This window comes from Roseburia sp. OM02-15 (assembly GCF_003481835.1).
Taxonomy (GTDB): domain Bacteria; phylum Bacillota; class Clostridia; order Lachnospirales; family Lachnospiraceae; genus Eubacterium_I; species Eubacterium_I ramulus_A.
Genome location: NZ_QULX01000004.1, coordinates 13,075 through 26,513 on the forward strand (window position 1 = coordinate 13,075; position 13,439 = coordinate 26,513).

The following is a 13,439-nucleotide window of genomic DNA, read 5'->3' on the forward strand; positions in this document are numbered from 1 at the left end:
TTTCATGTAGCTATTTGGTAGCATCTGTTGGAGGAGACATTTATGAGAAATATTGTATTTCACAAAGAAACAAAAACATTTCATTTATATAATGACAAAATAAGTTACATTATGTGCGTATTAAAAAACGGACATATGGGACACCTTTATTTTGGAAAAAGAATTCATGATAAGGCAGATTTTTCTTATCTGGTCGAAGAATGTCAGCGTCCCATGACTTCGTATATATATGAGGATGACCGGAATTTTTCTCTGGAGCATATCAGGCAGGAATATCCGGTATACGGGACAACGGATTACAGACATCCTGCAATTGAAATATTGCAAAAAAATGGAAGTCGAATCTCAGAATTTGTGTATGAAGGATATGAGATTACAGCGGGAAAGGTAAAATTACAGGGGCTTCCGGCTACTTATACAGAATCAGACGAAGAAGCAATGACACTTCGGGTTTATTTGAAAGATGCATTGACCGGAGTGCTGCTGGAACTTTTGTATACTGTTTTTTCTGAGTATAATGCAATTGCACGGAGCGTTTGTGTGAAAAATGCGGGAACAGAAACGGTGCATCTGTTAAATGTAATGAGTCTGAGTCTGGATCTCCCAGATCAGGATTATGTGTGGATGCAGCTATCAGGAGCATGGGCGAGAGAACGCTATATAAAAGAAAGAACATTGGAACAGGGAATCACAGCAATTGACAGCAGGCGCGGAAATTCTTCTCATGAACACAATCCATTTATGGTTTTACGGAGAAAACATACGAATGAATATCGGGGAGAAGCAATCGGATTCAGTCTGATCTACAGTGGCAATTTCCGTATTCAGGCGGAAGTAGACACGCACAATGTGACAAGAGTAACAGCGGGAATAAATCCGGAAGGATTTGACTGGAAACTGGAAGCTGGAGAAATGTTCCAAACTCCGGAAGCAGCCATGGTCTATTCAGAGAACGGATTAAATGGAATGAGTCAGACATTTCATAAGCTTTACGGAAGACGTCTGGCCAGAGGCTACTGGAGGGATCGATGCAGACCGATTCTGATCAATAACTGGGAAGCTACTTATTTCGATTTTACAGAAGAACGTCTGGTTGCGATTGCAAGGAAAGCAAAAGAATGTGGCGTAGAATTATTTGTTTTGGATGATGGTTGGTTTGGTGCCAGAAGAAACGACCGCGCTGGACTGGGAGACTGGATTGCAAATCCGGAGTTGCTGCCAAATGGAATCAGTGGACTTGCAGATCGAATCGAAGAACTTGGAATGAAATTTGGTCTCTGGATTGAACCGGAAATGGTGAATAAAGATTCTGATCTGTATAGAAAACATCCAGACTGGATGTTACAGACACCGGGACGACGAGTATCTCATGGAAGATATCAATATGTACTGGATTTTTCAAGAAAAGAAATTGTGGATTATATTTATGGGATGATTGCAAAATTGCTTTCTGAGTCAAACATATCCTATATAAAATGGGATATGAACCGGAGCATTACGGAATGTTACAGTATCGCATATCCGGCGGATCAGCAGGGAGAAATTTTTCATCGCTATATTTTGGGCGTTTATGATCTGTACGAACGTCTGACTTCAGCGTTCCCGGAGGTGCTTTTTGAGTCCTGCGCAAGCGGAGGAGGGCGTTTTGATCCAGGAATGCTTTATTATGCACCGCAGGGATGGGTTAGTGACGATTCAGATGCTGTAGAACGGTTGAAAATACAATATGGGACATCCATGTGTTATCCGCTCAGCAGCATGGGAAGCCATGTATCTGTAATACCAAATCATCAGGTTTTTCGTAATACACCGTTACATACAAGGGCAAATGTTGCGTATTTTGGAACGTTTGGTTATGAACTGGATTTGAATAAGTTGTCTGATGCAGAGATAGAAGAAGTGAAAGCACAGATCCGATTTATGAAGGAATATCGTGAATTACTTCAGTTCGGTACATTTTACAGATTGAAAAGTCCGTTTGACGGAAATGAAACGGTCTGGATGGTTGTCAGTGAAGACAAAAGTAAAGCACTTGTTGGCTATTACAGAGTTCTGAATGGTGTAAATCTGCCATATAGCTGCGTAAAACTACAGGGATTAGATCCGGATAAACTGTATGAGAATGAACTGGCAAATACAGAACATTATGGTGATGAACTGATGAACCTTGGATTGATCACTACGGATGTGAGTGCAGGAGAAGTTCCGCAAGGTGCAGAGCCATGTACGGATTTTGAATCCAGAATTTATTTATTAAAGGAAAAACAGAGTACGAACTAAAAATAAGACTGTCGCTGTAACGGTAATAAAAGGAATAGCAGGTGTTTCACTGATTTGGTGGACATTCCCGATAACAGAGTTTGTGGCTTGTCTGGTGGGATATGCATTCTTGAGAAGAATCAGAAAAAGCAGAGTGGATGTATTGGGGCAGAAACAGTTTCCAAATGAGAAGAAATAAACTTTAATTTTCTTTTGCAAGGCAGACATTACATTGAAAGAGGATTGATTTCTATGATAATTCAAGTCGAACGCACGTGAGACTTGGTGCGTGATTCTGGTCAGCGAAAGCTGACATATTCTTCTCAGAATCACTGCACTCTACACTCCGTTCCGGTCGGCGCAAAACCATTGTCTCCCAGACAATGTGCGCCCTCGCGGAGCTTTTATCTCAGTCGGAGATTGAACTCCCACTGAGAAAGATTTGTTATTACTCACCATTTGCAGAAGTGGGAGTCTCAACTCAGACTGAGATAAAAGCCCCGGCAGCAGAGTGATAAGAACATTCTGTTACCGGGGGAAATTTTTGAACTGTCGTTCAAGAAGTTATCGTTTGTGCAAAGCACAAATTTATTTCTGGTTTTCTTTTGCCAGTTCCTGCATTCTCATTGCACGAACTTTTAACGGCAGACCGAATAATGTAATGAATCCGTCTGCATCATGATGATCATAAAGGTCACCAGTTGTGAAGCTTGCCAGAGACTCACTGTATAAGGAGTATGGAGAAGTAGTACCAGCTTTGATGATGTTACCTTTGTAAAGTTTGAATTTAACTTCACCGGTTACATATTTCTGAGTGGACTCTACAAATGCCTGAACTGCCTCACGAAGCGGTGTGAACCATTTTCCTTCGTATACGATCTGGGCCATGCGGTTACCCATATCTTTTTTTACATCCATAGTAGCACGGTCAAGAGTCAGCTCCTCTAACTGTTTCTGAGCCTCAAGAAGGATTGTTCCGCCAGGAGTCTCATATACACCACGGGATTTCATACCAACGACACGGTTCTCAACGATATCGATGATACCGATACCATGTTTTCCACCGAGACGGTTCAGCTCACGGATGATATCAGCAACTTTCATCTCTTTGCCGTTTACTGTTTTCGGAACACCAGACTCAAATGTCATAGTAACGTATTCCGGTTCATCCGGTGCTTTCTCCGGAGAAACACCTAATACAAGCAGGTGATCGTAGTTCGGCTCATTGGCCGGGTTCTCCAGCTCCAGTCCTTCATGGCTGATGTGCCATAAGTTGCAGTCACGGCTGTAGCTCTGATCCATAGCGAATGGAAGATCAATGCCATGTGCTTTACAATATTCAACTTCGCCTTCACGGGAATCGATGGTCCACTTCGGATCACGCCATGGAGCAATGATCTTGATATCCGGAGCAAGTGCTTTGATGGAAAGCTCAAAACGAATCTGGTCGTTTCCTTTTCCTGTAGCACCGTGGCAAATAGCAACAGCGCCTTCTTTTCTTGCAATCTCAACTAATTTTTTTGCAATACCCGGACGAGCCATAGCAGTACCAAGTAAATATTTATTCTCATATACAGCGCCTGCCTGAACGCAAGGAATGATGTAATCCTCTGCAAATTCATCGCAGATATCTTCGATATATAATTTGGAAGCACCTGAGTACTGAGCACGCTCCTCAAGTCCCTCTAACTCTTTGCCCTGTCCACAGTCGATACAGCAACATACTACATCATAGTCGTATGTCTCTTTTAACCACGGGATGATTGCTGTTGTGTCAAGTCCGCCGGAATATGCTAAAATAACTTTCTCTTTCATTGTAATAGTTCCTTTCTTTCTTATCATTAAGCAGATCTGTCTGTCACAGACCGTTTCTTCTGAATATTTTTCTGAAAACAAATTTACCTTTTGTTTTCGACCTGATTCATCATACTACAATCAGAATGAGATTGCAAGTGTAAATTTATACATATTTTACTTATAAAAATACACCTTTTTATTCAGGACGCACAGAATGGCAAAAAAAGTAAAAAGTCCTTTTCATTTGAAAAAACTTGTGCTATTATTTGATGCAGAGCAAAAAAAACCCGAAAAAGGCAGAATGAATAAAAAACTGAATGTATGTATAATTATGCATTCTTATGTATAAAATATGCAAAGCAGAAAATCAATACTTTACGAATTGCGCGAGAAGTATTATTATAAGAAACAGTTCAGTTGAAGATTAAGGAGGATGCAAATGATAAAAGCAGGTATTATCGGAGCGACAGGTTATGCAGGAGCAGAGCTTGTACGTATTCTGATGGGACATAAAGAAGTAGAAATTGTCTGGTACGGATCAAGAAGTTACATTGACCAGAAATATGCATCCGTATATCACAACATGTTTGAAATCGTAGATGCGACATGTCTGGATGATAATATGGAAGCTCTCTGTGAGCAGATAGATGTGATTTTTACCGCTACACCACAGGGTTTTTTAGCATCTGTTCTGACAGAGAAGATTTTGTCCAAGACAAAGATCGTGGATCTGAGTGCGGATTTTCGTATCAAAGATGTTGCTACTTATGAAAAATGGTACAAGATCGAGCATAAGAGCCCACAGTTCATTGAGGAAGCTGTTTACGGTCTGTGTGAGATTAACCGTGATAAAGTGAAAGGTGCCCGTCTGGTGGCAAATCCGGGATGTTATACAACCTGTTCTATTTTAACCGCTTATCCGCTGGTAAAAGAAGGACTGATTGATCCGGACACACTGATCATCGATGCAAAATCCGGTACTTCCGGAGCCGGTCGTGGTGCGAAAGTAGCAAACCTGTTCTGTGAAGTAAATGAAAATATGAAAGCATATGGTGTGGCAACGCATCGTCATACCCCGGAAATTGAGGAGCAGCTTGGTTATGCGGCCGGCAAAGAGATCGTGATCAATTTCACACCGCATCTGGTTCCGATGAACCGTGGTATCCTGGCAACAGAGTATGCGACTTTAAGGAAGAAAGCAGACGGTTCTCTTCCTGCTTATGAAGAAGTGAAAGCTGCTTATGATAAATATTATGCGAATGAGAAATTTGTTCGTGTTCTGGAAAAAGATGTTGTGCCTGAGACAAAATGGGTAGAGGGCAGCAACTATGTAGATGTTAATTTCAAGATTGATGAGCGTACCGGAAGAATCGTTATGATGGGAGCACTTGACAATCTTGTGAAAGGTGCTGCGGGACAGGCAGTTCAGAATATGAACCTGTTGTTTGGTCTGGATGAAAGCGAAGGATTGAATCTTGTTCCAATGTTCCCGTAAATATATGGAAGGAAACAGGATTTTATGGAAATAAAGATTCGTCCGATGACGATTGAAGATTACGATGAAGTATATGCACTGTGGATGACGATCAAAGGCTTTGGCATTCGAAGCATTGATGATTCCAGAGAGGGAACCGAACGTTTCCTGAAACGGAATCCAACCACAAGTATCGTGGCAGAAGCTGACGGCAAACTGGTGGGCGCGATTTTATGCGGACATGATGGCAGAACCGGATGTTTTTACCATGTATGCGTGAATGAAGCCTATCGTAACCGCGGTATTGGAAAACAGATGGCAACTGCAGCAATGCGTGCCTTACAGAGTGAACAGATCAACAAAGTCAATCTGATCGCATTTAAGAAAAATGAACTTGGCAATCAATTCTGGCAGGAAGAAGGCTGGAAGATGCGAGACGATGTAAATTATTATGACTTTGTTTTAAATGATGAAAACATTACAAAATTCAACGAATAAAAAGCAATGTTTTTAAATGATTTTTCAGATGAACTTTGAAATGAAATAAAAAGATAAAAATAACAGATACAATGATACCGGATATGCATTGAAACATATGTGACAGGTATCTTACAGGAGGATTGGATCATGAAACAGATTACAGGTGGCGCGACAGCGGCAAAGGGATTCCAGGCAGCTTGCACCGCAGCCGGAATCAAATATGAAAATCGTACCGATATGGCAATGCTTTACAGTCAGGTACCATGTCGTGTGGCAGGAACATTTACAACAAATCTTGTAAAGGCGGCACCGGTACTCTGGGATCGGGATATCGTAAAAAACAGTGAATATGCACAGGCAGTTGTTGTTAATGCAGGTATCGCTAATGCCTGCACCGGACAGGAAGGCTTAGATTACTGTCAGAAGACAGCGGATCAGGCAGCAAAAGTGCTTGGTATTCCGGCAAGTGCTGTTTGCGTGGCATCCACCGGTGTCATTGGAAAACAGCTTCCAATCGACCGTATTATGGCAGGTGTTGAGGCATTAGCACCGAAGCTTGCAGACGGTGTGAAAGCAGGAAATGCGGCAGCAAAAGCCATTATGACCACAGATACACACGAAAAAGAAGTGGCAGTGGAATTTGAAGTTGGCGGAAAAACCGTTACTATCGGTGGTATGTGCAAAGGTTCCGGTATGATTCATCCGAACATGTGCACCATGCTTGCCTTTGTGACAACAGACCTTGCAATTTCCAAAGAATTATTACAGGAAGCACTTTCTGCCAATGTCAAAGATACCTTCAATATGATCTCTGTTGACGGAGATACTTCTACAAACGATACTTTGCTTCTGATGGCAAATGGTCTGGCAGGAAATCCGGAGATTACAGAAAAAGGTGCAGATTATGATGCATTCTGTGAGGCGCTGAATTTTGTCAACACGACACTGGCAAAAATGATGGCAGGAGACGGTGAAGGTGCAACTGCATTATTTGAGGTAACTGTTGTCAATGCAGAGACAAAAGAGCAGGCGCAGGTACTTGCAAAATCCGTTATTTGTTCAAGCCTGACAAAAGCAGCTATTTTCGGACATGACGCAAACTGGGGAAGAATCCTCTGTGCCATGGGATATTCCGGAGCGACCTTTGATCCAGATAAAGTAGATCTGTATTTTGAAAGCAAAGGCGGTAAGATCAAACTAATCGAAAATGGTGTTGCACTTGATTATAGTGAGGAAGAAGCAACCAAGATCTTATCCGAGCCGGAAGTGACAGCTATTGCAGATCTGAAGCTTGGTGAAGCACAGGGAACTGCATGGGGCTGTGATCTGAGCTATGATTATGTAAAAATCAATGCGGATTATCGTTCTTAATGAAAATATACTTTGATCTGTTATAGTAAAATATGTGAGAGTGCATAACCAGCTTTTTGTTATAAACAGAAAGGCTGATTTGACAGATGTTTGATAGATAAATAAGAAATAGATATGCATAAAAATGTAAAAAAGTGATTTGTTACAGGAGGACAGATAGATGAACGAAGATAAATACGAAGCATTACGGGCGAAAGCCGAAGTGCTGATTGAGGCATTACCATATATCCAGCGTTTCAACCGCCGGATCATTGTTGTAAAATACGGTGGAAGTGCCATGCTGGATGAAGAATTAAAACAGCGTGTTATTCAGGATGTAACACTGCTGAAACTGGTTGGATTTAAACCGATCATCGTACACGGTGGTGGAAAAGAGATCAGCAAATGGGTAGCAAAAGCCGGAATGGAGCCGGAGTTTGTAAACGGTCTGAGAAAAACAGATGCCGCAACCATGGAGATTGCAGAAATGGTACTTGGAAAAGTTGGAAAATCTCTGGTATCTATGGTAGAAAAACTGGGTGTACAGGCAGTCAGCATCAGCGGTAAAGACGGCGGATTACTGAAAGTTGAGAAAAAATTATCTCAGGGACAGGACATTGGATTTGTCGGCGATGTAAAATCTGTAGATCCAAAGATCTTATTTGATCTGTTAGAGAAAGATTTTCTTCCAATCGTATGCCCAATCGGTCTGGATGATGATTATCAAACTTATAATATTAATGCAGATGATGCGGCATGTGCGATTGCAACAGCAGTTCATGCGGAAAAACTTGCATTTTTAACAGACATCGAAGGTGTTTATCGTGATCCGAAAGATCCGTCTACACTAATTTCTGAACTGACAGTTTCTGAAGCAAAAGACCTGCTTGACAGCGGTTATGTTGTTGGTGGTATGCTTCCGAAATTAAATAACTGCATCCATGCAGTAGAAAACGGTGTTTCCAGAGTTCATATCTTAGACGGACGTATGGCTCACTGCCTGTTACTGGAAATTTTCACAAACAAAGGAATCGGTACAGCGATCCTTGGAGATGAGGAGGCAAGATTTGACCATGAATAAACAGAATTATATTGACCATGCAGAGCAGGCGCTGCTTCATACTTACAATCGTTTCCCGGTTGTTTTAGATCACGGCGAGGGCGTTTATCTGTATGATACAGACAATAAACAGTATCTTGATTTTGCGGCTGGTATCGCCGTTTGCGCCTTTGGATATGGCAAAAAAGAGTACAATGATGCTCTGAAAAATCAGGTAGATAAATTATTACATACTTCTAATTTATATTATAATGTACCAACCATGGAAGCAGCTGAAAAAGCACTGGCTGCCGCAGATATGGATCGTATTTTCTTTACCAACAGTGGTACAGAGGCTATCGAGGGTGCATTAAAAGCAGCAAAAAAATATGCTTATACCAGAGATGGACATGCAGGTCACGAAGTGATCGCAATGCAGCATTCTTTCCACGGAAGAAGTCTTGGTGCGTTATCTGTTACCGGAACAAAACATTATCAGGAGCCGTTTGAGCCGCTGATCCCGGGTATTCGTTTTGCAGAGTATAACAATCTGGAGAGCGTAAAAGCACAGATCACTGATAAAACATGTGCGATCATTATGGAAACCGTACAGGGCGAAGGTGGTATTTATCCGGCTGATCCGGAGTCCTTAAAAGGTGTGCGTGCACTCTGTGATGAGAAAGACATCTTACTCATTCTGGATGAGATCCAGTGTGGTATGGGACGTACCGGAGCAATGTTTGCGTGGCAGAATTATGGTGTAAAGCCGGATATCATGACCGTTGCAAAAGCACTTGGCTGTGGCGTGCCGGTAGGTGCATTTATGATGACACAGAAAGTGGCAGATAAATCTCTGGCACCTGGTGATCATGGAACCACTTACGGTGGAAACCCGTTCGTAGGAGCTGCTGTCAGCGCAGTTTTTGATATTTTTGAAAAAGATCAGATCATCAACCATGTACATGAGATCGCACCGTATCTGGAGCAGAAGCTGGATGAACTGGCTGCAAAATATGACTTTATCACAGACCGCCGTGGTATGGGACTCATGCAGGGACTGGAAATGACTATTCCGGTTGGTCAGGTAGCTGCAAAAGCACTGGAGAAAGGTCTGATCATCATTACGGCAGGTTCTAACGTAGTTCGTTTTGTTCCACCACTTGTGATTGAAAAAGAGCATGTGGATGAGATGATCGCGAAATTAGATGAGGTTCTTGCTACATTTTAAGCAAATGCAGAGTGCAGTGATTCTGAGAAGAATATGACAGCTTACGCTGACCAGAATCATGCACCAAGTCTTACATATGTCCAATTTGAATCGTTTGACTTGAAAAATCAGGCAGACAGTTGTGTTTTTCTTTTGGAAAGCATGACTGTCTGTTTTTACGCGTGCATAAGCGGATACGTGCTCTCAACGGAAAGGAAAAGTTCTCAAGTATAAAAAATCTGTTTCGTGACATGATAGTAGATACATGCATAAAAATATATCAGACGCAAATGAAAAAACTATATCAATAACGCGCTTTGATTATTTCTAACGATTCGTTTGATATAGCGATTGGCGTATTGCCAGAATGCGCAGAATATTTATGCAAATATATCATGTAAAGTAAAAAGGAAGCGGGACTTATGGTGGGAATTTTAATTGCGATTTTATCCGGAATGTTAATGAGTGTTCAAGGTGTATTTAATACCGATGTAACAAAGCAGAGCAGTCTATGGGTGGCAAACAGTTGGGTACAGTTTACCGCGCTGGCAGTCTGCCTGGCGGCGTGGGGCATTTCAGATCGAAGCTCCTTTGCAGCACTCTGGAAAGTACAACCGAAATATGTGCTGGTGGGCGGTGTGATCGGTGCGTTTATCACACTGACGGTTGTAAAAAGTATGAATACTCTTGGTCCGGCGCAGGCAGTACTGTTTATCGTGGTTGCTCAGATGATTACAGCGTACGTCATTGAACTGCTTGGGTGGTTTGGGACGGAGAAAGCAGACTGGTCGATGCAGAAACTGATTGGAATGGCAATTGCGATCACAGGCGTAGTTATATTTCAGTGGGAGCGGAAGTAGTAAAACTGGTGTACGAATTCGAAATAGATAAGTACGCTTTGCTAACGCGAAAAACTTTTGCCTTGCTGTTTAGAAATTATTAAGAATTTTTTAGATAACAAAAACAAGGCTTGTAATATTTGTAATATTTGATAAAATTGTTACAGGTATTTGAGGGAACCTTCTTTGCCGACAGGTAAAGGAGTGAATTCTATATTGAAACGATGGTTAAGGATGATCGTGAGCATCGGTATGATCTGCATGCTGACCGCATGTGGGGCAAATCCGGATCAGTTTCTGGATAATGGTGCCGAGGATGCTTACGAACTGTCTGTTACGGAACAAACGTCGAAAGAACAGGCTTCCGCTGATTCCGTCAATGAAGCGGAACCCGTGTCAGAGTCTTTGTACGTTTATGTGTGCGGCGCGGTGGCAACACCGGGTGTCTATGAAGTGTCTGTTGACAGTCGAATTTATGAAGCTGTGGAGCAGGCGGGTGGCATGCTGGATACAGCGAAAACAGAAGCTGTAAATCTTGCGGAACCGCTGACGGACGGGCAGATGATCCGGATTCCCTTTCAGGGAGAGGAGACTGTCACACAGGAAGACGCTGCCACACAAAACAGTGGTATCCGATCCGACGGGAAAGTGAATATTAATACAGCGTCCGCGGAAGAACTGATGACATTAAAGGGAATTGGACAGACCAGAGCAGAACAGATCATCGCTTACAGAGAAAAACATGGTGCCTTTGCTTCGATTGAAGGAATTATGGAAGTGGATGGCATCAAACAGGGAACATTTGATAAGTTAAAAGATAATATTACAGTGCAATGAGGTGACAAAATGGCAAGGAAAGTGCTGGTTGTAGATGATGAAAAATTAATCGTGAAAGGAATCCGGTTCAGTCTGGAACAGGATGGTATGGAAGTGGATTGTGCCTATGATGGCGAGGAAGCGTTGGAAATGGCGCATGCTAACCGTTATGATATCATTCTATTGGATGTTATGCTGCCGAAGCTGGATGGATTTCAGGTGTGCCAGCAGATTCGTGAATTTTCTTCCGTTCCGATCGTAATGCTGACCGCAAAAGGCGATGATATGGACAAAATTCTGGGACTGGAATACGGTGCAGACGATTACATAACGAAACCGTTTAACATTCTGGAAGTAAAAGCCCGCTTAAAAGCGATTATGCGTCGTACCGCGAAGAAGGAAGTAGATACGAATCCGAATGTCATTGTGGACGGAGACGTCAGACTGGATTGCGAGAGCAGACGGTTATTTATCAGCGGACGTGAGATCAAGCTGACTGCAAAAGAGTTTGATCTGATGGAACTGATGGTAAAGACACCGGAGAAAGTATACAGCAGAGAAAAACTTCTGAACCTTGTATGGGGATATCAGAACCCGAATCAGGGAGATTTTCGTACCGTAGACGTACATGTACGTCGTTTGCGTGAAAAAGTGGAGACCAATCCAAGTGAGCCGAAATACGTTCACACCAAATGGGGCGTCGGCTATTATTATCATTCTGATCAGCAGAGGTAATGGCATTGAAAACAGTGATCTCATATTTTAAAAGTCTGAAATTTCGAATTTTTCTATTATTGATCGTATTTGGCATCGCCCCCGGCTTTTCGCTGCGGGCGGGCATTTTATCTGCCTACGAATCCCGGGCTGTGGAAACCCGCACGGTAGATATTACCAGTCAGGCAAAACTGCTGGCAACACAGATCGTGGCAAATAATTATCTGGAAAATACTTCCTCGCAGAATATTACGACGCAGTTAGAACAGCTTTCTACCATTTATGATGGAAGGGTGATGCTGATTGATCAGGCGTTTCACATTGTAAAAGATACATATGCGCTGGATGAGCAGAAAACGATTCTTTCCGAAGAAGTCATGCAGGCATATCAGGGAGAAACCGTCCAGAAATACGATTCTGATAACCGTTATATCGAAATGACACTGCCGATCAACGATGAATCCGGCAAAAATGTCATTGGTGTGATGCTGGTCAGCGTGTCTACCGACAGTATTGTTGCAACGCTGCAGATTTTAAAACAGTACGCACTGATGCTTCAATTTTTGGCAGGCGTGGCAGTAGTGATCGTTGCCTTTGCTGTATCCGGAGTGTTGGTAAAACCGTTTAAGCGTTTAACGAAATCCATTACAGATGTCCAGGATGGTTATGAGGCAGACTTTATCAGTGTCCATTCTTATTCTGAAACTGATACAATATCGAATGCCTGTGATGAAATGCTCCGCCGTCTTCAGACGCTGGATGAAAGCCGTCAGGAATTTGTATCAAATGTGTCTCATGAGTTGAAGACACCGCTGACTTCCATGAAAGTACTGGCAGATTCCCTGATCGGTCAGGAGGATACGCCGGTGGAACTTTACCGGGAGTTTATGTCCGATATCGGTGCGGAAATTGACCGTGAGAACAAGATCATCAACGATCTGCTGTCACTGGTAAAAATGGATAAAGCGGCAGGAAATATCAATATCGAAAGTGTAAACATCAATGAACTTCTGGAACGTATTATGAAGCGGCTGAAACCGATCGCACAGCGGCAGAATGTAGAGCTGGTAATGGAAAGTTTCCGCCCGGTTGTGGCAGAAGTAGATGAGGTGAAGCTGACACTTGCACTGTCGAACCTCATTGAAAATGGTATCAAATACAACAATGCAGAAGGATGGGTACACGTGACTTTGAACGCAGATCATCAGAATTTCTTTGTAACAGTAGAAGATAACGGCATTGGTATTCCAAAAGAGGCACAGACACATATTTTTGAGCGTTTTTACCGCGTGGATAAATCACATTCCAGAGAAATCGGCGGAACCGGTCTGGGACTTGCCATTGCACGAAATGCGATCATTATGCATCGTGGCGCCATTAAGGTTCACAGTCTGGAGGGCGAAGGTACGACATTTACGGTTCGTATTCCGCTCACCTATATTGCAGGGTAACCGGTAAGGGGGA

General features: G+C 42.5%; 12 protein-coding genes. 11 read left to right on the forward strand and 1 reads right to left on the reverse strand.

What is annotated here, in order from left to right:
• The first annotated feature begins 42 nt into the window (after positions 1-42).
• Entirely contained in the window at positions 43-2,280 is a 2,238-nt protein-coding gene (locus DXB15_RS04955; RefSeq protein ID WP_118702228.1) for an alpha-galactosidase, read from the forward strand.
• 567 nt (positions 2,281-2,847) lie between these two features.
• On the opposite strand, the gene DXB15_RS04960 is transcribed toward DXB15_RS04955, so the two are convergent.
• A complete protein-coding gene (locus DXB15_RS04960; RefSeq protein WP_109214570.1) occupies positions 2,848-4,074 on the reverse strand; it encodes an argininosuccinate synthase in 1,227 nt (408 codons plus the stop codon).
• A gap of 196 nt (positions 4,075-4,270) precedes the next feature.
• Between DXB15_RS04960 and DXB15_RS17420 the strand changes: the two genes are divergently transcribed.
• The 10 genes from DXB15_RS17420 (at position 4,271) to DXB15_RS05005 (ending at position 13,426) form a co-directional block, all read left to right on the forward strand.
• Positions 4,271-4,405 (forward strand): hypothetical protein, encoded by a 135-nt coding sequence (locus tag DXB15_RS17420; protein ID WP_256385905.1) that lies wholly within the window; start codon positions 4,271-4,273, stop codon positions 4,403-4,405.
• 90 nt (positions 4,406-4,495) lie between these two features.
• Positions 4,496-5,551, forward strand: coding sequence for an N-acetyl-gamma-glutamyl-phosphate reductase (gene argC / locus DXB15_RS04965; protein ID WP_118702229.1), 1,056 nt, complete (start codon positions 4,496-4,498; stop codon positions 5,549-5,551).
• Positions 5,552-5,575: 24 nt separating this feature from the next.
• A complete protein-coding gene (locus DXB15_RS04970) occupies positions 5,576-6,028 on the forward strand; it encodes a GNAT family N-acetyltransferase (RefSeq protein WP_118702230.1) in 453 nt (150 codons plus the stop codon).
• Positions 6,029-6,157: 129 nt separating this feature from the next.
• Positions 6,158-7,381 (forward strand): bifunctional glutamate N-acetyltransferase/amino-acid acetyltransferase ArgJ, encoded by a 1,224-nt coding sequence (gene argJ, locus DXB15_RS04975; protein WP_118702231.1) that lies wholly within the window; start codon positions 6,158-6,160, stop codon positions 7,379-7,381.
• Positions 7,382-7,541: 160 nt separating this feature from the next.
• Positions 7,542-8,441, forward strand: a complete 900-nt coding sequence (gene argB, locus DXB15_RS04980; RefSeq protein WP_118702232.1) for an acetylglutamate kinase — start codon at positions 7,542-7,544, stop codon at positions 8,439-8,441.
• Positions 8,434-9,627, forward strand: a complete 1,194-nt coding sequence (locus DXB15_RS04985; protein WP_118702233.1) for an aspartate aminotransferase family protein — start codon at positions 8,434-8,436, stop codon at positions 9,625-9,627. Before argB ends, DXB15_RS04985 begins: the two co-directional genes overlap by 8 nt.
• Before the next feature lie 401 nt (positions 9,628-10,028).
• Entirely contained in the window at positions 10,029-10,466 is a 438-nt protein-coding gene (locus DXB15_RS04990) for a DMT family transporter (protein WP_109214572.1), read from the forward strand.
• Between the two features lie 195 nt (positions 10,467-10,661).
• Complete coding sequence (locus DXB15_RS04995) at positions 10,662-11,282, forward strand: helix-hairpin-helix domain-containing protein (RefSeq protein ID WP_146190165.1); 621 nt, start codon at positions 10,662-10,664, stop codon at positions 11,280-11,282.
• A 9-nt stretch (positions 11,283-11,291) separates the two neighbouring features.
• Positions 11,292-11,996, forward strand: a complete 705-nt coding sequence (locus tag DXB15_RS05000; RefSeq protein ID WP_109214574.1) for a response regulator transcription factor — start codon at positions 11,292-11,294, stop codon at positions 11,994-11,996.
• The gene (locus DXB15_RS05005) at positions 11,996-13,426 is read left to right on the forward strand and encodes a sensor histidine kinase (RefSeq protein WP_118702234.1); all 1,431 of its coding nucleotides are present in this window, start codon (positions 11,996-11,998) and stop codon (positions 13,424-13,426) included. Before DXB15_RS05000 ends, DXB15_RS05005 begins: the two co-directional genes overlap by 1 nt.
• The last annotated feature ends 13 nt before the right edge of the window (positions 13,427-13,439 follow it).